We start from the raw sequence: 18827 nt of genomic DNA, 5'->3' as shown, positions 1-18827 counted from the left end.
AAGAATGGACGCGCTGCAAAAGGGAAAAAGAAAAGTACACAAAAAAATCCGGGGCCATGAAGCAGTTCCCGGATTTCCATCGATAATTTTAGGCTATCGGCCGTTTAGTTGATTGCCACAGCAGGTCCGAAGAACTCGAAGTGGATCTTGCTTTCTTCGATGCCCATCGCGCGCAATTCGCGGATCATCGCTTCCATGAATGGCACCGGTCCACAAACGTAGACGTCTCCAGCTGGATCGACGAACTCTTCCAGGATGCTGCGAGTCAAATAACCTTCCGGCTGGTCGGAGTAGACAGCTTTGTAAACTGCGTTTTCCATTGAGCCGATCATTTCCTTGATTTCATCATCGAACGCGTGAAGCGTCTGGTTACGTGCAGCGTGCAGGAAGGCTGTCGGACGTTCAGGTGTTACACCAGCGACTGTCTCAAGCATACTCATCATTGGTGTGATGCCGACGCCGCCGCTGATGAACGCTACTGGTCCAGGTGTCGGCTCAAGGACGAATTCACCGGCTGGTGCACTCACTTCGATGATATCACCAACGTTGACGTTTTCGTGCAAGTGGACAGAACCGCGGCCGTTCGGGTCATTGTCCGCTTCACGTTTGACAGAAATACGGAATTCTTCGTTGTTTGCTGCTTGTGACAAACTGTATTGACGGTTTACTAAATATTGTTCACCTGGGATGGACATGCGAACGGAAATATATTGACCTGGTTCGTAAGTCGGGACAGAGGATCCGTCAGCCGGCTTCAAGTAGAATGAAGTGATGATGTCGCTTTCTTTTTCTTTGCGAGCGACTACGAAGTCTTTGAAGAACGACCAGCCGTTTTCTTTCGCTTCGTTTTTCTCGTACATATCTTTTTCGACACTGATGAAGACGTCGGCGATGACACCGTATGCTTCTGCCCACGCATTGATGATATCGTCAGTTGCTGCATCACCAAGTACTTCTTTAATTGCTTTCAATAAATATTCTCCGACAATCGGATAATGCTCAGGCTTAATGCCAAGACTGACGTGCTTATGCGCGATTTGGACAACTGCCGGAAGGATCGCTTCCAGACGGTCGATATTCGCTGCAGCTGCGTAAACTGTGTTTGCAAGAGCAGTTTGTTGACGTCCTTTTGCTTGGTTTGCGTGGTTGAAGATATTCAATAATTCGGGATGGGCTTCGAACATGTTGCGGTAAAACGTTGTTGTAATTGCAGTTCCATGGACTTCCAATACCGGCACAGTTGATTTAATGATGTCTTTTGTCTGTTCTGATAACATGGTTCATCTCTCCTTGTTGTTTGTTTCTATCTTCACTATAAACCGCTTTCATTCTTAAAGATATATTTATAATACATCTTTAAAATTTAGACACATTTGTCTTCACAGAAAAGACAAATAATCGATACAAGAGGTCTGAATGCACGAAACTGCAAGCTAGTTTCTTTCTTGTGGGAGGATGGCTGGCTATAATAAGGAAGATGGAAGGTGAGATGAATGAGATTAACGATGTATACAGATTTCTCGCTGCGGGTTTTGATTTATCTAGGGACGAATGATCGGCAGACATTGACGACCATTCAAGAAATATCGGATGCTTACCGGATTTCAAAGAACCATTTGACGAAAGTCACATTTGAACTCGGCAAAGCCGGTTTCATTGAGACGGTACGTGGTAGAGGCGGGGGAATCCGCCTGGCGCAGGATCCGGAAAAGATCAATATCGGTACGGTTGTCCGGAAGATGGAAGATGACTTTCATCTTGTGGAATGTTTTGATAGAGAGAATAACCGGTGCCCGATTGCGCCGGTGTGTGGATTAAAAGGAGTGCTCGGGAAAGCGCTCCACGCGTATTTGATGGTGCTGGAAGAGTATACGCTGGCAGATTTGCTTGTGAACAAGGAAGGGCTTCAGCAAATGTTCTTCGAGCAGCCGGAAAAAGTTGTCCGCGTTCCTACTCCCTTGGAACCGGAAATTTAGATGAAAAAAGTTGAGGAGAAATAGATCCATTTCTCCTCAACTTTTTTTTTTGCTTAAAGAACTTCCGGTGGTGCGGGGTCGGTTTCGATCGGTTTAGGCACCCGCCGGTATAGGTTCGGCAAGATGATGCCGAACAGGACGATGCCGATGCCCGCCACTTGCACCCAGGTCAGTTGTTCGCCGAGCACCAGGACCGAAGCGAGAATCGCTACAGGGAGTTCCATGGCGCTCAAGATGGAAGATAGGCCGGAGCCGACGCGCGGCACGGCGATGGAGAACAGCCAGATCGGTGCGATGATGCCGAACAGGCCGAGCAGCACGCCAAATACCCATAGCCCTTCCCCGAACAACGTGCCGTCCCACAAGATTTCAGGCGTCTGGAAGATCCCGACGACAATGGCAGCGAAGAAGGAGACGAATACGAGACGCGTTGTCGTATCCATGCCTTCGACCGGTTTGCCGTTGATGAACATGAAGGCGGAGAAGCAGAACGCTGCGCCCAGCCCCCAAGCCCAGCCTTGCCACGGGATTCCGCTCAAGTCGACATCGAGGATTCCTGCTGCCAGGATGGTTCCTCCGAATAAAAGGATCAAGGACATCGCTTCGAGCCGTTTCAGCCGGCGACGCCGGACGATGCAGTCGAGGAACATGCCGATCCAAGTGAACTGGAAGAGCAGTACGACTGCCAGCGAAGCGGGGAGGAAATTGAGGGAATGGCTGTATACCATGCCGGTCACTGCCGTGAATGCTCCTGAGAGAAACAGGATTTTCGTTCCGTGCAATTTTGGAAGACGTCTTTTCGTTAGTGCATATAAAAGGGCCGCAAGGAAGAACCCGATAAAGTATTGGCTGGTGACAGCTTGAGCTGTCGTGAAGCCATAGCTCATAGCCACTTTGATGTTTGTCGAGAGGATCCCGTAACAGGAGGCCGCAACGACGACCATCAGTGGATAAATCCAGTTTTTCATACGATCACTCCATTTCCATTAAGACATCATATCACAGAAATACTGGAGTGCGATGTAGACAGAAAAAAACGACTGCTTGGTCAGCAGCCGTTCGGCATGTAGGTGTGCAATGAAACCATTGGATGAAAATCGGTCATTCTGGGAACTTCTCTTCACTGGAAGAATTTTTTTTCGTCTGGCGCGGATTCTTTTCCTCTTCCTGCTCCTGTTTCAAATCTTCGAGCGGAATCGAGTCCACATTCATCTGTTCTTCGTGCATTTCATTTATGCTTTCTTTATCCGTTTTGAACTGCTCCGGATTATCCAACGGAGCACCACGGTTTTCTTTCCGGTCTTCTTCAGTAAAGCGTTTTTTGTCTGCCATCGGAAGCACCTCTCTCATAATATGTGTTAATAAAGTATTCCTTTATCCGCCCCGTCTCAAACATGGAACAACCTTAAGATGATTGGAAGATAAAATATGACGATGAAGATACACAAGAAGCAAGAAGAAAGACATAGGCAAAATGGCCGGATAATCATCGATTCACATGAAGAAAAGTGAATGAGATTTCTTGATATTTCAGAAGTAAAAAACTAGCCCTTGAAGTCGTCTGGATGACTTCAAGGGCATTTTTGCTTTGATTTAAGATCTTTCGGCTGTACGGGCGACTTCGACGATGACTTGGACGGCTTTTTCCATGTTTTCGACGGAAATGAATTCGTATTTCCCGTGGAAGTTTTCACCGCCGGTAAAGATGTTCGGCGTCGGCAAGCCCATGTAAGAAAGCTGCGAGCCGTCCGTTCCGCCGCGTACCGGAATGATCAACGGTTCAATGCCAAGCTTGTTCATTGCCTGTTCGACCGTATCAACTATTTCCATGACCGGCTCGATTTTTTCACGCATATTGTAATACTGGTCTTCGAGCTCCAATTGAATCGTTTCTTCTCCGAACTCTTCCTGCAATTTGCGGACAGTCCGTCTCATATGCTCTTTTTTCGCTTCAAAAGATTCACGGTCGAAGTCACGGATGATATAAGACAATTCCGCTGCTTCGACATCACCTTTGAATTGGTTCAAGTGAATGAAGCCTTCGTAGTTTTCCGTCCGTTCCGGAACTTCTTCCTTCGGCATCTCTTCCTGGAAGCGGATCGCGACCGTCTGGGCGTTGATCATTTTGTCTTTGGCAGACCCGGGATGGACGCTTTTCCCTTGGACAGTCAATTTTCCGGCAGCTGCGTTGAAGCTTTCGTATTGCAGCTCACCGATCGGACCGCCGTCGATCGTGTAGGCGTAATCTGCGCCGAAGCGTGCCACGTCGAACTTATGCGGACCGCGCCCGATTTCTTCGTCCGGCGTGAATGCGACGCGAATTTTGCCGTGTTCGATTTCCGGGTTTTGGATCAAGTATTCGACCGCTGTCATGATTTCTGCGATGCCCGCTTTGTTGTCAGCACCAAGCAGAGTCGTGCCGTCCGTCGTCAGCAACGTATGTCCGGCATAGTTTTTAAGCGCAGGGAAGTCCGACACTTTCATCGTGACTTTTTCGTTCAAGGCGATGTCATTGCCATCATAGGCGTCGATGCGCTGCGGATTGACGTTTTTCCCAGTGAAATCCGTCGCCGTATCGACGTGTGCCAGAAAGCCGATGACTGGGAAATCCTTTTCGCTGTTGGCTGGCAATGTGCCGAACAAATAGCCGTGGCTGTCTGTCTCCACATCGGTCAGGCCGATTTCATTCATTTCCTTTTCAAGTTCCCGGATCAGATCCCATTGCCCCGGTGTAGACGGTGTCTCCGTGAGGTTGAAATCGGATTGTGTATCGATTTTTGCATAGCGGATCAAACGTTCAATCAATGTTTCTTTCATTGTGTGGAAAGCCTCCTAAAGGTTGTAATAAGTTCAGTTTACCATGAAGCGCCAGAATACTTAATATTGGACAGAAAAAGAGCGCATCCACCTCTGTTTAGGCGATGCGCTCCGATCGATTCGTTTCAACCAGCTGTTTTCTTACGGAACACGGAAGACACTTTGCTTTCGGTCCCTTTCATGAGGCGATTAATGTTCTCGGTATGCTTCCAGAGCGCAAGGCCAAACAGACCGAACGCAGTGACAAGTGGCCAGAGCCCGACAGCCGGCCAAAAGGCGATGACGAGCAAGGTGCCGTACAGCGCAAGCACCCCGATAATCAAGTAATCTGTGAGCAAGGAAACCGCGATCAACAGCAGTCCGCCGGCAATGCCGAGCTTCCAGTCGAGCGCGAGCATCATGCCGATCAACGTCGCCGTGCCTTTGCCGCCGTCGAAGTTCATGTAGAACGGATAGTTATGGCCGAGCACGGTCCCTGCGCCGACGACGAACAGTACCGTCCATGATTGTTCGGGCGATAGAGCGGTTCCGTCGAGCACCAAGCGGAGGGCAATGACCGCGACAGCTCCTTTCGAGATATCAAGGAAAGCGACGAGCGCTCCGAATTTCGGACCGAGCACGATCGCAGCGTTGGAGGCGCCGGAATTTTTTACGCCTTCTTTTTTCAAATTGACTCCGGTCAAAAGGCGTGCGACAACGGATCCGTGCAGGGAACCGATCAAATAGCCACCGAGCAAGGCGGCGAGCACCCAATAAAGCATGATTCCCACTCCTTTTTTCAAACTTCTTATTAAGTTAAACGTTTGAAGGGAAAAGAAGTTTCAGAAATATTTTGCGAATTCGCTTGACAAATAGTCGTGAACTTTCTTATACTTCTCAACAAGATGGAAAACTGAATCTGAATACTCTTATCAAGAGCGGCGGAGGGAATAGGCCCTGCGATGCCCGGCAACCGGCAAATCACTCAATTTGCAAAGGTGCTAAATCCTACAGCCCGTGTACGACGGCGCTGGCAGATGAGAGGAGGCAATGTTATTATTTGACGGCCCTCTTCTTAATCGAAGAGGGCTTTTTTGTGCTCTCCTCGCCAATCAGACCATCTAAAACCAATACTCAGGAGGAATGCACAATGACGAATTTCAAACCAGAAACATTACTATTGCACGGAGGACAAGAAGTGGATCCGGTCACCGGCTCAAGAGGGGTACCGGTCTATAAGACGACTTCCTATGTATTCAAAAATACGGAACACGCACAAAACCTGTTCGGCTTGAAAGAACCAGGGAACATCTATTCACGCATCATGAACCCGACAGTCGATGTGTTCGAACAACGCGTCGCGCTGCTGGAAGGCGGGACGGCAGCGGTAGCCGTGTCATCCGGAATGGCTGCAATCGCCTTTGCAATCTTGAACTTGGCGGAGGCGGGAGATGAAATCATTGCGGACAGCAATCTGTACGGTGGAACGTTCAGCTTGTTCGCCAATACGCTGCCACGCTACGGCATCAGGGTCAAGTTCGTTGATGGCACGGACCCTGAGAACTTCGGGGCGGCAGTGACGGAGAAAACGAAAGCGATCTTCGGGGAAATCATCGGAAACCCGAGCCTTCATGTGCTAGATATCGAACGGGTGGCAGAAATTGGACACGCACACGGCGTGCCACTGGTCATCGATAACACATTTGCTTCGCCTTATGGCAGTAATCCGATTGCATTCGGCGCAGATGTCGTCGTCCATTCCGCGACGAAATGGATCGGCGGGCATGGTACGACAATCGGAGGCGTTGTTGTAGATGGCGGCAAGTTCGATTACAACAATCCGCGCTTCCCGGGTTATACGGAGCCGGATCATAGCTACCACGGAATCCGTTACGGCATCGATGCAGCAGGTGCAGCGTTCGCGACGAAGCTGCGCGTCCAGCTGCTGCGTGACTTCGGACCGACGTTAAGTCCGGAATCGGCACATGCCTTCCTGCAAGGACTGGAAACGTTACATCTGCGTTTGCCGAAGCATCAGGAAAACGCACAGAAAGTCGCTGAATACTTGAACAAGCATCCGGATGTCGAGTGGGTCAACTACATCGGCTTCGAAGATCACCCATCACATGAACGGGCGAAGAAATACTTGAAGAATGGCACATTCGGATCGATCGTCAACTTCGGCATCAAAGGCGGACGGGAATCTGGCCGCAAAGTGATCGACAGCGTTCAGCTATGGTCGCACGTCGCCAACGTCGGGGATGCGAAATCGCTGATCATCCATCCAGCTTCGACGACGCACCAGCAGCTTCAGCCGGAAGACCTTGAGAAATCAGGTGTCACGGAAGAGTTGATCCGTCTATCAGTCGGATTGGAAGATCCGGAAGACTTGATTGCAGACTTGAAACAGGCGATCCAGGCAGCAGTTTTACAAAACGCGTAGGAGGTGAATGCAATGGAACAGATCAGTATCGGCTCTTTTGAATTGGAATCGGGGATCGTCTTGCCGGAAGTGCAGCTCTCATTCGAGCGCGCCGGTAAGCTCTTCGGTCCGGTCATTCTTCTTTGCCACGCCTTAACAGGAGACGCTCGTGCTGTCGGCAGCGCGGACGCGCCCGGCTGGTGGGGAGGGCTGGTCGGTCCAAGGAAAGCGGTGGATACGGATCGGTTCCAGGCAATCACGTTCAATGTGCTGGGAGGTTCGGATGGTTCGACGGGGCCGGCATCGATCGACCCGCGGACGCAAGCGCCTTACCGCACATCGTTCCCGGAATTGACGATCCGCGACATGGTGAACGCACAGAAAAAAGCGTTGCAGCTTCTCGGCATCGGCCGCATCACGGCGGTGATCGGCGGTTCGCTTGGCGGCATGCAGGCGCTCGAGTGGGGCCGGCTCTTTCCGGAAGTGGTGGATGTTGTAATGCCACTCGCGGTCACACCGTCGTATAGCGCGTACGGCGTTGCCTTCAATCACATCGGCATCGAAGCGATCCGCAACGATCCCGATTACCGTAATGGCTTTTACGCGCCGGGCGCTGTCTTGCGCGGGTTTGAAATCGCGCGCATGGCGGGGCTCGTCACGTACCGGAGCGGGGAGCTGTTCCACAGCCGTTTCGGGCGGGAAGAGGGCGAGCAGGGGTTCGATATCCAGTCATATTTGGATTACCAAGGGAAAAAGCTCGCTTCCCGTTTTGATCCGAACAGCTACATTACGCTACTGAAGGCGATGAACACCCATGATCTCGGGGATAAGAAGCTCGATGTGCCGATCTTCTCGCTGCTCTTCACGCAAGATCTCCTGTACCCGAAAGAGCCGATGATCGATTGGCTTGAGGGACAGCCGCAAGCGGACTGGACCGTCATCGAGACGGTTTATGGACATGACGGCTTCTTAGTCGAGTTCGACAAATGGGGTTATTTGATCGGACAAAAGCTCGAACAGGTGCTAGCGGATCAAGCGATTCCTGCAAGTAGATGAATTTGAACTGCAAAAAGCGATCGTTGAAGTGAGTTTCACTTCGACGACCGCTTTTTTGTTCTTCTGCTTTTCTTCGGCAAAACGTCAGTCCTCGTCTTTAATATCGAAATCTTCTGGGATCGGCGTGTTTTTCCACTCTTCCAGCTCCTGTTTCGCTTGCTCGAGCTGCTGGAAATGCGAATCGAACTGGGAGGTGTTGATCATGTATTGTTCACCGTCATACACTGCTTTGATCCGGCCTTCCGCTACGTAGCGCTTGATCTGTTCTTCCGGCATGGATAAGAGAGCGGCAGTTTCCGCGACTGTTTTATACATCGAATCGCCTCCTCATTTTATTTCCATTATAATGAAAGAAAACAATTGGCTCAAATGTTTGGGCCGACAAATGAATCCCTTCAGAAATTTTCTTAAGAATTTCTTCATATTCTTCGTGGGAAGTCCTTAAGAATTGTGCAGTAGTATATTGATTAAGAGGAAAAGAGGTGCGGGATATGGGAGCATTCACGGTATTGGTGACGGATGACGATGCGGATATCCGTGACGGAATTGAAATCTATTTGAAGAATGAAGGCTACCGCGTACTGAAAGCGGAGAATGGCCTGCAAGCATTGGAACTACTTGAGCACAATGAAGTGCATTGCATCATTCTCGATCTCATGATGCCGCACATGGATGGCATCCGGGCGACGTTCAAGATCCGGGAAGCCCGCAATATCCCGATCATCATGCTGAGTGCGAAGGCGGAAGACTCGGACAAGATCCACGGCCTCTCGGTGGGAGCGGATGATTATGTGACGAAGCCGTTCCATCCAATGGAGCTGGTTGCGCGTGTCAAATCACAACTGAGACGTTATGTAAGTCTTGGAACGTACGAAACAAAAGCGCAACGCGTGGAAATTGACGGACTGGTCCTTGACTCGGAAACGAAAGATGTAAGTTTACACGGCGAGACGGTCAAGCTGACGCCGATCGAATTCAAGATTACGGAACTGCTGATGACGAATGCGGGGCGAGTATTCTCAATCCAGGACATTTACGAACGCGTCTGGAACGAACCGGCCTACAACGCAGAGAACATCGTGGCGGTCCATATCCGGAAAATCCGGGAAAAAATCGAAGCGGACCCAAAAAATCCGCGCTACGTAAAGGTGGTATGGGGCATTGGCTATAAAATCGAAAAGTGATCTGTGGTCGGTCATCGCCGTCATGATCGCATTGGTGTCACTGGTCTACTGTTCTTCGTTCCTTTTGGATTTCATTTTCGAAGGGCCGTCCGCAGAATGGCTGGCAGAGTTGCGGGACAAGGGGAAGGGGTAAGGAAATGAAAAAGTGGATTTGGCTGACTACGGCATCTCTTGTCATCGTCATGCTTTGGAGCGTGCTGCAACTCGGGCCGCAATATATCGGGAAATCATTTTTGGAGACCGGGAATTTCTCCTCGGAGCACGAAAATTTCAAGTCGCAATTAGTGCATTTGGAGCTGGCGCCTCCGGAACTCGCGGAGACACCGATCACAGCTGCGGACATTAAGCAGTTCCGTGACCGCGAAGCGTCGTTAGCGGAAAGGATCCGCATGATCCAGGAGAATTATGAAGGAGACATACAGGAAGCTGCGGATACAGGGAACGAAGATCTGGAAACCACACTGACAGAGCAGCGGGAATCTGAAATTACTGCGGCGAAAGCGTTTTTCCAGGATGACGAACTTGTGCGTGAGCAGATCCAAGCGGAGCGGGAAGCGAAAGTTGCTGATATCATGCAGCAAGTGAAAGCGGAGCGTCCGGTATTTTTCGAGAACTATCCGTATTATGCTTACCAGCTGACGAATATCGAGACCGGCGAAGTGTTCACGCGTGGTGAACTGGATGACAGGCCAGTCTATGAGGAAACATTCACGGCAGATCGACCACTTCGGAGCAACGGACAGGTTTATGAATCCTATGAAGAGGAAGATTACATCCAGTCGGAAGCAGAGTTTGAAGGTCAGATCCAAATCACTTCCACAGAGTTGGCAGATTCGTTGTACGCGAACGATTTCCAGGCATTCAATCTGACAAAGAGTCTCCTTTACGCATTCATCGTCCTGTCCGTCATCGGAGTCGTGGTTCTCCTTATGAAGCTTCCGTTCAAATGGAACTGGTTCACAGGGAATAAATTTTACGTTACGTGGCAAAACTGGCCGATTGAAATCCGCCTCGCTGCTTTGCTGCTTACGGTTTATCTATTGCAGGTTGCTGTGATGGCAAAATTCTTCAATGTGTTCCGCTATATGATGTACGGGGAGCTCTGGATCAATTTCCTATCGGGTGTCTGGCTGCTCGTCTTCGCCCTTGCTGTAACAGCCATCGCTTTACTGCAAATGCTTTGGCTTGCAGAGCTTTACAGAACAGAAGGCAAATTGGCCGAAGATCTGCAAAACAGCTATACATGGAACTTAATCAAGATCGCCCGTTTTGCGTTCCTCAAAAAATCGATCGGCATCCAGATGCTCTGCTTGCTGGTCATCGTCTTTTTCTGGGGATTCGGTACGATGCTGCTCGTCAACATCCCGCCCGGCATCATCCTTTGGATTCCTGCAAGTTTGTTCATCGGCTTGCCTGCGCTACTTCTGTTCCTGCAGCGTTTCGGCTACTTGAACTTACTGATGAAACGGACGGAAGCGATGGCAGAGGGAAGACTTGAACAGGAAATACCGGTACAAGGAAGATCTCCACTAGCGGATCATGCCCGCCACTTGAGCAAATTGAAGGAAGGCGTGCGCCAATCACTTTCCGAGCAGGCGAAAAGTGAACGGCTCAAGACAGAGCTCATCACGAACGTCAGCCACGATCTGCGGACGCCGCTGACATCGATCATCACGTATACCGACTTGATGAAAGCACCGGATTTGACGACAGAAGAGCGGCTGGCGTATGCGGAAGTGCTGGAACGGAAAGCGGATCGATTGAAAAATCTGATCGAGGATCTGTTCGAAGTTTCTAAAATGGCGAGTGGCAACTTGGAGCTTGAACGGCGCCGCGTCGACTATACACAGTTGATGGTGCAGGCTTTTGCGGAACACGCAGAAGTGATGGAAAGTTCAGGGCTGGACTTCCGGGTCAATGCACCGGACCATCCATTGTTTATTTTGGTAGATGGCCAGAAGTGGTGGCGCGTGCTGGATAACTTGATCGTCAATGCCGTGAAGTATGCATTGCCGGGAACGCGTGTTTATGCAAACTTGAACGAAGTGGACGGACAAGCCGTCTTCGTCATCAAAAATGTCACCAAGTATGAGCTCGGGGAAAACACCGACGAGTTGTTCGAACGGTTCAAGCGCGGTGACACTGCGCGGCAAACGGAAGGCTCCGGACTCGGCCTTGCGATCGCCCAATCGATCGTCGAACTGCATGAAGGAACGCTCAAGATCGAAGTGGACGGTGATTTATTTAAAGTAACAGTGAAAGTGGATTGCATGAAGTGAATAGGAAGACCGGAGATCGCCATCAGGTGCGGTTTCCGGTCTTTTTTGTGGGGGCCCAAGCCGACAAATGCGGTCAATTCTGCGTCATTCTTCTATCATAAATCCTGAAAAGTGTGTTTAAGGAAAATCGAAAGAGGGCATGGTCAAAATAGGACAAGTTACCTAAATAAAATAAAAGGAGGAGTTTCATTGGATAATCAACTTTATCTCAACCGTTTCTGGGACGCACTTCCCGAGATCTTGTTGGCCATCGTCATCCTGATCGTCGGCTTCATCGTCGCAAAAGTATTGGAACGGGTCGTCTACAAGATGCTCCAGAAATTCAAATTGGACGAAAAGGTAGGCAGCAAGCAAGAGAAGTACAGCGTATCGAAAATCATCAGTAAAGTCGTTTTCATTTTAATCATCATCTTCACACTGATGCTGTTCTTCAATGTCTTGAACCTTGGAGCGATCGCAACTCCGTTTGCAGGCATGTTCGATCAGTTATCTGGTGCTTTCATCAGTTTGCTGAAAGCAGGATTGATCTTGCTTGTGGCATGGGTTCTTGCATCCGTCGCAAAACGCCTCATCCTGATGGTCGGCCGGAAAGCCGACTTGAAAAAAATTGCCAACAAAGCGAAAGCTCCGGAAGCGAATACGACGAAATGGCTGGAAACAGCTGCGAATATCGCTTTCTACCTTGTACTGCTTCTTTTCTTGCCAGCAGTGCTGAGCGCATTGAACATCGAGGGCTTGAGTGAGCCGATCTCAAACATGCTCGCAAGCTTCTTGAATTTCATTCCGAAATTGATCGGAGCGGCATTGATCTTCGCGATCGGCTGGCTCGCTGCAACAATCGTCCGGAAGATCCTTTCTTCCTTCCTGGCATCAGCCGGTGTAGACCGTCTGGCAGAAAGGTTCCACCTCTCTTCATTCTTTGAAGGGACGAGCTTGTCGAAAGTAATCGGATTGATCGCGTTCGTCTTGATCTTACTGCCGGTTTCGATCACGGCGCTCGAAGTACTCGACCTTGATGGAATTTCGGGTCCAGCAATCGCCATGCTGAATTCGATCCTCGTCATGCTTCCGAACATCGCGATTGCGATCTTGCTTGTACTAGTAGGTCTCATCGTTGGTCGCTGGGTGAAAAGTGTCGTCAGTAAGATTGCACAAAACCTCGGCGCAGATTCATTGTTCGGGAAAATGGGCTTCGATAAGAAATCAGCAACAGCAGACGCAGAGCAATCCGTATCCGGCATCATCGGTACGATCGCGCAAGTCGTCATCGTCCTGTTGTTCGTAGCTGAAGCACTACAAGTCGTCGGTCTGGCATTCATGGTCGGTCTCGTCAGCGGGATCTTCGCTTACTTGCCTGCAGTCCTTGCAGCACTCGTGATCCTGGCAGTCGGCTTCTGGTTGGCTAACATGGCGGAAAGTTTCGTCGGGAATGTCTTTAAAGATTCTTCCGGTTCACCGCATATACTTCGCTACGTTGCGAAATATGCGATTCTTGCCTTTGCCTTCTTCATGGCGCTCGATATGCTGGGAATTGCAGCGTCGATTATCCAGTCTGCGTTCATCTTGATCCTTGGCGGCGTTGCGTTGGCATTCGGTCTAGCGTTTGGTCTTGGGGGTAAAGAACATGCCTCCCGCTATCTTGACCGTGCAGAGAAGAGCCTTGAGAAAGCTGAAGTAGATCAAGAAGCTTGGAAAGAGAAGAAGATGGAAGAAGAAGCAAAAGATGTCGGATTGAAAAAAGAGGACCGGGCAGCAATCGATCCAGTCGTTGAAAAACGATCACCGGATGAGGAATTCCCGTTCCGCGATGAAGATCCGTTCAAAAATGAATAACTAACAGGTGAAAAGCCGCGAGACAACCCAGAGAAAACGGGAAGTCTTGCGGCTTTATTTTGGTGGAGAGACGAGCTTGTGCTGGAATGCGTAAATGACCGCTTGTGTCCGGTCATGCACTTCCAGTTTGCTGAGTAGGTTACTGACATGTGTTTTAACCGTCTTCAAAGCGATGAACAATTCATCCGCGATTTCCTGGTTCGTGTAGCCGTTCGCGAGTAAAAGGAGAATCTCCATTTCGCGATCGGTCAGTTCTTCGTGCGGATGGCGGTCGTGCCGCATCTGCTTCATCATCTTGCTCATGACTTCAGGCTCTAAAGCCGGTGTGCCGCCCATGGTTTGGCGGATCGAGTCCGCGATACGCGAAGCTTTCGATGTCTTCAAGATGTAGCTGACCGCACCTGCCTTCAGGGCGGGATATACTTTGTCATCGTCAAGGAAGCTCGTGACGATCATGATCTTCGCTTCCGGCCATTCCTTGATGATTGCAGCCGTCGCCTCAGCACCGTCCATGACAGGCATGACCATGTCCATTAAGATGACATCCGGACGCAACTCGAGTGCCATCTTCACGGCTTCTTCGCCGTTCGAAGCTTCTCCGATGACTTCCATATCAGGCTGTGCCTGTAAATAGGCGGAGACGCCGATGCGGACCATTTCGTGATCATCGACTAATAAGATTTTCATTAACTGAATCCACCCTTTCAATTGGAACTTTCACTTCAACAATCGTGCCTTCGGATGGCACGGAGACGATTTTGCTCGTAGCGCCAATTTCGATGGCGCGTTCTTCGATATGCTTCAGTCCGTAAGAGGAAGTGGCGCCTTGGCTGTTCGTGAAGCCGACCCCGTTATCCTGGATGCGGAGAATGGCGAAGTGATCGCGTTCGACGAATAGGATGTGCACTTCGGTCGCTTTTGAGTGGCGCAACGTATTGGATAGCGTTTCCTGCGCGATGCGGAACAGGTGATCTTCCGCGCCTTTTGGAAGCGGGACATCTTCGAGTCGGTGCTCGATGGTGAACGACACTTTTTCCTTCAGTTCGTTCAGGAGTTCTGTTAGACCGTCGCACAAACTCTTGTCGTGCAGCGCAACAGGACGTAGGTGGAGCAGCAGGGCGCGCATTTCAAGCTGTGCTTGTTGGACGACTTTTTCCGTCTGAAGCAAAGTAGGTGGTGCGTCTTCCTGTTCCGTCATTGCTGACAGCATCATCGAAGCGGCGAATAATTGCTGGGACACCGAGTCGTGCAGCTCACGCGCAAGGCGCTGGCGCTCGATGACCAATTGCTCCTGGATGCGTTGTTCTTCCGTTTCCGCTTTTTCGTTGGAAATACGGGCGAGGCTCTTGCGCTGGGATTCAAGCAGTTTTTGCACTTTCAGAAACGAGTTCGAGACGTTTTCAGGCAATGTCTTCATTTGAGCTGTCTTTATCACGGATTCATCTTCATTCCGTAGCAAGGCCTGGAGCATCGCCTCGATTTCGGAAATGCGGGAGCGCCCGATCGATTCCGACCACAAGGCGATGCCACAGGAAAGAAAGAGAATCAAGACGATCAGCCAGAGTCCATATGGAAAGCCGGCGATGACATCTTCCCACAAGAAGCCCCAAGCGTCTGTAGTAGGGAAGCCGAGCAAGGTGAACAGGATGCTGACGACCAGCACGGTGAAAAGCGCGATGAAGAAGAAGCTTCGTCTGACGATCGCTTTCATCGGCGGATCACCTCCACATCACCGACCCAAGTGGCGATTGTGATGATCATTTCGGTTTTCGGTGCTGTGTCCATCTCGTAGCCATCGGACAGCTCGACTTTGCCGTTCCAGATCGATCCGGTCGGCTTCGAGAAGAATGTGCCGTTGCCGTAAAGGGTCGTGTAATGGATGCGGACAGGCACTTCGTAAGGCAAGATGACGCGGACTTTGCCGAATCCTTGCCTGATGGACAGAAGGGATGTGCGTTTCGGCAAGACCGTTTGCGTCGCGTCGATCAAAATGTCGCCTGCGATGCCTTGGACGTGGATATCTTTCCATTCGTAAGCTTCGAATGGTGTGCTTTGGACACCGAAAAATTTATTTTGGATCAAATCTTTGTCGAGAGGATTGTTGAAATCGACGATCTGCTCCCATGATTCGCCCTTCCACAGTCTATAAAGCAAGTAAGCGAGCGCTGCGAAGACGAGAAGACGCAACGTGAACATCGACAATATGGAAATCGCAAGGAAGAAAATCCCGAGACCGATATAGTATTTACGATAACTGCTTTGATCTTTCGCTCCGTAATACAGCAGGAGCAAGCCAAGGATGACGAAAAATGCATTGCCGTTCCCCAAAAACAGGGCTTCGGCGAAAATCAGGAATAAAATGCCCAAGACGATGAACGCCTGTTTATTAGTAGTCAATGTTTGCACGTTTCCTTCGCCTCCTTTTAAACCTTAGAAAACAAGGAGAAGATAATCTCCTCCTTGTTCTAGCTTACACGATTTTTTTGTCCATCGGGTCTTTTTTCTGCAAAGATTCGAGACGTCTTTTCAAAGCGGATTCTTCGTATGCTTCTTCGACTTGGTTCGCGAGTGATTTGACGTAGTCTGTCAGCTCGTCGAGTTCCCCGACCGCGTTCGCCGCTTCTTTCGGATCGAGGACACGGTCAATCTCATAATGTGCCCGCGTGATGTTTTCTTTGCCCATGAGGCGGAGTTGGCGGATCTTCATGTCTGCCAAGCGATGCTTCATTTCTTCGTAGCGCTGTTCAAGTGTATTCAGCTCGGATAAGTTTTCTGCCAAAGCTTCTTCCAGCTCCGCGGTGCGTGCTGCGTACGCGTCAGCTTCTGCTTGCGCAAAGTGGATCAAATCTTCTTCACCGGATGCTTGTGCCAGCTCCAATTGCGCTGTGCGTTTGTCGCCGAGCTCCATCGCTTGTGCCAATTCCTTCTCCAGCTGACGGTTCAAGCTCGCTTGACGCTCAAGCCATTTGCCAGTCGTTTCCGTCTGCTTTTCCGCTTGCTTCAAATACCGGTTGAGTGCTTCCAACGGATTTTTCGCTTCTTTCTTTGCCGTGAAATGGTCCATGTCTGCTGCTACTGCCAATTTGAATCGTTCCCATACTGAATTCATTTGAATTCCTCCTTATTTTGTAATTGAATCCCATTCATTCTCGAAGTTCGCGAATGGATCGTCCGTTTTTTTCACCAAATCGACTTTCTTCGAGCTATCTTTATTCCAGTCGCGATAGATGATCCAGAGCAAGTACACCGCCGCTAGACCGAAGAGCGCTGGAATGTTCGAGACTGCTGAGATTGCGCCGCCAATTCCGACAATCGCCCAGACGACTTTCAGGAACGTCGAATCGGTTCTTGTGTAGAAATGGAAGCTCGCATAGATGACCAATGCTGTGATAGCTAAGCTGATCAAGCTGGGGAGCGATGAGATGGCGATGAAGCCTGCGATAATCCCGAGTGTTACCATCCAAAATTTGTTCATGTTGTTTTCCTCCTCCTTGTTTGTAATTACATCTTATCAAGCATCCGGATCCGCTCATACGGGCTGGAGCTGCGTTTTCATCTAGGACCTGAGGCGTAGAAGCGTTTGGGATAAGACGGTTTGAGGAAATACAGCTATAATAGGGAGAGTTAGGGAAATTAGAGGCAAATGCTAAAGGAGTAATGTGATGGAGCAATGGATAACAGATGTCATGTCTGACTACGGATATTGGGGGATTTTCCTGCTGATCATGCTGGAGAACGTCTTTCCTCCGATTCCTTCAGAGGTGATCTTGACGCTCGGCGGATTTTTGACGACGACAACCGATATGACGATTTTCGGTGTCATTGCGGTTTCGACTGCAGGCTCTCTTACAGGAGCGGTTGTGCTTTATGGGGTCGGACGGCTCATGGACGTCGGACGCCTTGAGAAAGTCATCGATAAATACGGGAACTGGTTGAGGCTGAAGCGTGCGGATCTGTATAAGGCGGATGCCTGGTTCGACCGTTACGGAGTCTGGACTGTGTTCTTCGGACGTCTTGTGCCATTGATTCGAAGTTTGATTTCCTTACCTGCAGGGATGTCCAATATGAAGTTCACCCTGTTCATTCTCTTCACCACGCTCGGAACGATCATCTGGAACACGATTCTGGTCCTGATAGGAGAAGCGGTCGGAGAGAACAGCGAAGAGATTCTTCAGACGCTTGATCTGTATTCGAATATCGTTTATGTCATCATTGCACTTATCGGGATTGCGGCGGTCGTTTACTACTTCAAGAAAATCCGAAAACGCAATTCATAATCAAAAAAATGGGGGTATGTCAGATGAAACCGATGATTTATATTACACAGAGATTGCCTGAAGAGGCGATCGCAAGCTTGCGTGAATCGTACGAAATCCGGATGTGGGAAGACGAGATGGAAGCGGCACCGCGAGAAGAGATCATGAAGCACATCGGGGAAGCGGCAGCGCTTTGGACGATGCTATCGGTGAAGGTCGACCGCGAAATGTTCGAGGCGGCGCCGAACTTGAAAATCGTCTCGAATTTGGCAGTCGGCTTTAACAACATCGACTTGGACGCAGCGCGTGAGCACGGCGTCATGGTTACGAACACACCGGAAGTGTTGACGGAAACGACAGCAGATCTGTCGTTTGCACTGCTTCTTGCGACAGCGAGAAGATTGGTCGAAGCGGAACGGACGGTGCATTCAGGAGAATGGAAGTCATGGACACCGCTCGGCTTGACGGGGCAGGATGTATACGGCGCGACACTCGGCATCATCGGCATGGGCCGGATCGGTGAAGCGGTTTGTCGACGTGCAGTCGGGTTCAGCATGGACGTGCTGTATCACAACCGGACGCGTCGGAACCTTGAAGGTGCAACGTACGCAGAGCTGGACGAACTGCTGGAGAAGTCCGATTTCGTCTTGATGCTGGCTCCACTGACGGACGAGACGCGCGGCATGATCGGTGAGCGCGAACTTGGCTTGATGAAGGAAACGGCTTGTTTGATCAACGTCGGACGAGGCGGAACGGTGGATGAGGATGCGCTTTACCGTGCATTGAAAGAAGGCGGCATCTGGGCTGCAGGCATGGACGTATTCGAAACGGAGCCACTGCCACTCGATAATCCTCTTCTGACATTGCCGAACTTCACTGCACTTCCGCATATCGGCAGCGCCGGTGAGAAGACGCGCCACAAAATGATGGCGATGAACGCGGAAGCGATCGACGAAGGCTTGAAAGGCAACCAGGTGAAAAACCGGGTTTGCTAAGCGGTTGTATTTTGGTCCGATTTATCGTAA

At 50.2% G+C, this 18827-nt stretch carries 20 protein-coding genes and 1 riboswitch; of the genes, 9 read left to right on the top strand and 11 right to left on the bottom strand.

The features are described 5' to 3' along the window. Nucleotides 1–104 precede the first annotated feature (104 nt). On the bottom strand, nucleotides 105–1277 hold the full coding sequence (gene hmpA / locus GIW82_RS07785) for an NO-inducible flavohemoprotein (RefSeq protein ID WP_154749273.1): 1173 nt from the start codon (nucleotides 1275–1277) through the stop codon (nucleotides 105–107). A 216-nt stretch (nucleotides 1278–1493) separates the two neighbouring features. Here hmpA and GIW82_RS07780 point away from each other — a divergent pair, with 216 nt between their 5' ends. Beyond that, the gene (locus GIW82_RS07780; RefSeq protein WP_154749272.1) at nucleotides 1494–1976 is read left to right on the top strand and encodes an RrF2 family transcriptional regulator; all 483 of its coding nucleotides are present in this window, start codon (nucleotides 1494–1496) and stop codon (nucleotides 1974–1976) included. Nucleotides 1977–2029: 53 nt separating this feature from the next. Here GIW82_RS07780 and GIW82_RS07775 read toward each other — a convergent pair whose 3' ends face one another. From GIW82_RS07775 to GIW82_RS07760, 4 genes are all read right to left on the bottom strand, one after another. Beyond that, complete coding sequence (locus GIW82_RS07775) at nucleotides 2030–2944, bottom strand: EamA family transporter (protein ID WP_154749271.1); 915 nt, start codon at nucleotides 2942–2944, stop codon at nucleotides 2030–2032. Nucleotides 2945–3077: 133 nt separating this feature from the next. Then, a complete protein-coding gene (locus GIW82_RS07770) occupies nucleotides 3078–3308 on the bottom strand; it encodes a hypothetical protein (RefSeq protein ID WP_154749270.1) in 231 nt (76 codons plus the stop codon). Nucleotides 3309–3569: 261 nt separating this feature from the next. Beyond that, nucleotides 3570–4793, bottom strand: a complete 1224-nt coding sequence (pepT, locus tag GIW82_RS07765; protein WP_154749269.1) for a peptidase T — start codon at nucleotides 4791–4793, stop codon at nucleotides 3570–3572. Between the two features lie 125 nt (nucleotides 4794–4918). Beyond that, complete coding sequence (locus GIW82_RS07760) at nucleotides 4919–5554, bottom strand: glycerol-3-phosphate acyltransferase (RefSeq protein ID WP_154749268.1); 636 nt, start codon at nucleotides 5552–5554, stop codon at nucleotides 4919–4921. A 144-nt stretch (nucleotides 5555–5698) separates the two neighbouring features. Next, nucleotides 5699–5816: riboswitch (SAM riboswitch) on the top strand. Between the two features lie 106 nt (nucleotides 5817–5922). On the opposite strand from GIW82_RS07760, the gene GIW82_RS07755 reads away from it, so the two are divergent. Further along, nucleotides 5923–7215: an O-acetylhomoserine aminocarboxypropyltransferase/cysteine synthase family protein gene (locus GIW82_RS07755; RefSeq protein WP_154749267.1), complete on the top strand. Its 1293-nt coding sequence runs from the start codon at nucleotides 5923–5925 to the stop codon at nucleotides 7213–7215. A 12-nt stretch (nucleotides 7216–7227) separates the two neighbouring features. Then, nucleotides 7228–8250 (top strand): homoserine O-acetyltransferase family protein, encoded by a 1023-nt coding sequence (locus GIW82_RS07750; RefSeq protein ID WP_154749266.1) that lies wholly within the window; start codon nucleotides 7228–7230, stop codon nucleotides 8248–8250. Nucleotides 8251–8334: 84 nt separating this feature from the next. Here GIW82_RS07750 and GIW82_RS07745 read toward each other — a convergent pair whose 3' ends face one another. Continuing rightward, nucleotides 8335–8565, bottom strand: a complete 231-nt coding sequence (locus tag GIW82_RS07745; protein WP_154749265.1) for a helix-turn-helix domain-containing protein — start codon at nucleotides 8563–8565, stop codon at nucleotides 8335–8337. Between the two features lie 176 nt (nucleotides 8566–8741). On the opposite strand from GIW82_RS07745, the gene GIW82_RS07740 reads away from it, so the two are divergent. From GIW82_RS07740 to GIW82_RS07725, 4 genes are all read left to right on the top strand, one after another. Continuing rightward, complete coding sequence (locus tag GIW82_RS07740; RefSeq protein WP_154749264.1) at nucleotides 8742–9434, top strand: response regulator transcription factor; 693 nt, start codon at nucleotides 8742–8744, stop codon at nucleotides 9432–9434. After that, nucleotides 9412–9567 carry a hypothetical protein gene (locus GIW82_RS07735; RefSeq protein ID WP_154749263.1) on the top strand — a complete coding sequence of 52 codons (156 nt, stop codon included), beginning with the start codon at nucleotides 9412–9414 and terminating at the stop codon, nucleotides 9565–9567. The genes GIW82_RS07740 and GIW82_RS07735 overlap by 23 nt, the downstream gene beginning before the upstream one ends. A gap of 4 nt (nucleotides 9568–9571) precedes the next feature. Then, nucleotides 9572–11713 carry a sensor histidine kinase gene (locus GIW82_RS07730; protein WP_154749262.1) on the top strand — a complete coding sequence of 714 codons (2142 nt, stop codon included), beginning with the start codon at nucleotides 9572–9574 and terminating at the stop codon, nucleotides 11711–11713. A gap of 189 nt (nucleotides 11714–11902) precedes the next feature. Then, complete coding sequence (locus tag GIW82_RS07725; RefSeq protein ID WP_154749261.1) at nucleotides 11903–13546, top strand: mechanosensitive ion channel; 1644 nt, start codon at nucleotides 11903–11905, stop codon at nucleotides 13544–13546. A 54-nt stretch (nucleotides 13547–13600) separates the two neighbouring features. On the opposite strand, the gene GIW82_RS07720 is transcribed toward GIW82_RS07725, so the two are convergent. The 5 genes from GIW82_RS07720 to GIW82_RS07700 form a co-directional block, all read right to left on the bottom strand. Continuing rightward, on the bottom strand, nucleotides 13601–14233 hold the full coding sequence (locus GIW82_RS07720; protein WP_154749260.1) for a response regulator transcription factor: 633 nt from the start codon (nucleotides 14231–14233) through the stop codon (nucleotides 13601–13603). Then, nucleotides 14211–15257: a sensor histidine kinase gene (locus GIW82_RS07715; RefSeq protein WP_154749259.1), complete on the bottom strand. Its 1047-nt coding sequence runs from the start codon at nucleotides 15255–15257 to the stop codon at nucleotides 14211–14213. Before GIW82_RS07715 ends, GIW82_RS07720 begins: the two co-directional genes overlap by 23 nt. Beyond that, entirely contained in the window at nucleotides 15254–15952 is a 699-nt protein-coding gene (liaF, locus tag GIW82_RS07710) for a cell wall-active antibiotics response protein LiaF (protein ID WP_370456134.1), read from the bottom strand. The genes GIW82_RS07715 and liaF overlap by 4 nt, the downstream gene beginning before the upstream one ends. A gap of 64 nt (nucleotides 15953–16016) precedes the next feature. Further along, nucleotides 16017–16655: a PspA/IM30 family protein gene (locus tag GIW82_RS07705; protein WP_154749258.1), complete on the bottom strand. Its 639-nt coding sequence runs from the start codon at nucleotides 16653–16655 to the stop codon at nucleotides 16017–16019. A 12-nt stretch (nucleotides 16656–16667) separates the two neighbouring features. Next, a complete protein-coding gene (locus GIW82_RS07700) occupies nucleotides 16668–17021 on the bottom strand; it encodes a lmo0954 family membrane protein (RefSeq protein WP_154749257.1) in 354 nt (117 codons plus the stop codon). A gap of 187 nt (nucleotides 17022–17208) precedes the next feature. Between GIW82_RS07700 and GIW82_RS07695 the strand changes: the two genes are divergently transcribed. Next, nucleotides 17209–17823, top strand: a complete 615-nt coding sequence (locus GIW82_RS07695; RefSeq protein WP_154749256.1) for a DedA family protein — start codon at nucleotides 17209–17211, stop codon at nucleotides 17821–17823. 23 nt (nucleotides 17824–17846) lie between these two features. Then, complete coding sequence (locus tag GIW82_RS07690; RefSeq protein ID WP_154749255.1) at nucleotides 17847–18797, top strand: 2-hydroxyacid dehydrogenase; 951 nt, start codon at nucleotides 17847–17849, stop codon at nucleotides 18795–18797. Nucleotides 18798–18827 lie beyond the last annotated feature (30 nt).

The sequence above is a fragment of the Planomicrobium sp. YIM 101495 genome (assembly GCF_009707665.1).
Lineage (GTDB): Bacteria > Bacillota > Bacilli > Bacillales_A > Planococcaceae > Planococcus.
The sequence above is the reverse complement of the archived record's forward strand: the minus strand, read 5'-3'. Positions and strand labels throughout refer to the sequence as shown.

Coding starts and splice junctions, on each gene's coding strand:
- GIW82_RS07730 (WP_154749262.1), top strand. CDS start 9,572: ATGAAAAAGTGGATTTGGCTGACTACGGCATCTCTTGTCATCGTCATG.
- GIW82_RS07780 (WP_154749272.1), top strand. CDS start 1,494: ATGAGATTAACGATGTATACAGATTTCTCGCTGCGGGTTTTGATTTAT.
- hmpA (WP_154749273.1), bottom strand. CDS start 1,277: ATGTTATCAGAACAGACAAAAGACATCATTAAATCAACTGTGCCGGTA.
- GIW82_RS07705 (WP_154749258.1), bottom strand. CDS start 16,655: ATGAATTCAGTATGGGAACGATTCAAATTGGCAGTAGCAGCAGACATG.
- GIW82_RS07770 (WP_154749270.1), bottom strand. CDS start 3,308: ATGGCAGACAAAAAACGCTTTACTGAAGAAGACCGGAAAGAAAACCGT.
- GIW82_RS07760 (WP_154749268.1), bottom strand. CDS start 5,554: ATGCTTTATTGGGTGCTCGCCGCCTTGCTCGGTGGCTATTTGATCGGT.
- GIW82_RS07695 (WP_154749256.1), top strand. CDS start 17,209: ATGGAGCAATGGATAACAGATGTCATGTCTGACTACGGATATTGGGGG.
- pepT (WP_154749269.1), bottom strand. CDS start 4,793: ATGAAAGAAACATTGATTGAACGTTTGATCCGCTATGCAAAAATCGAT.
- GIW82_RS07720 (WP_154749260.1), bottom strand. CDS start 14,233: ATGAAAATCTTATTAGTCGATGATCACGAAATGGTCCGCATCGGCGTC.
- GIW82_RS07745 (WP_154749265.1), bottom strand. CDS start 8,565: ATGTATAAAACAGTCGCGGAAACTGCCGCTCTCTTATCCATGCCGGAA.
- GIW82_RS07700 (WP_154749257.1), bottom strand. CDS start 17,021: ATGAACAAATTTTGGATGGTAACACTCGGGATTATCGCAGGCTTCATC.
- GIW82_RS07715 (WP_154749259.1), bottom strand. CDS start 15,257: ATGAAAGCGATCGTCAGACGAAGCTTCTTCTTCATCGCGCTTTTCACC.
- GIW82_RS07775 (WP_154749271.1), bottom strand. CDS start 2,944: ATGAAAAACTGGATTTATCCACTGATGGTCGTCGTTGCGGCCTCCTGT.
- GIW82_RS07755 (WP_154749267.1), top strand. CDS start 5,923: ATGACGAATTTCAAACCAGAAACATTACTATTGCACGGAGGACAAGAA.
- GIW82_RS07740 (WP_154749264.1), top strand. CDS start 8,742: ATGGGAGCATTCACGGTATTGGTGACGGATGACGATGCGGATATCCGT.
- GIW82_RS07750 (WP_154749266.1), top strand. CDS start 7,228: ATGGAACAGATCAGTATCGGCTCTTTTGAATTGGAATCGGGGATCGTC.
- GIW82_RS07690 (WP_154749255.1), top strand. CDS start 17,847: ATGAAACCGATGATTTATATTACACAGAGATTGCCTGAAGAGGCGATC.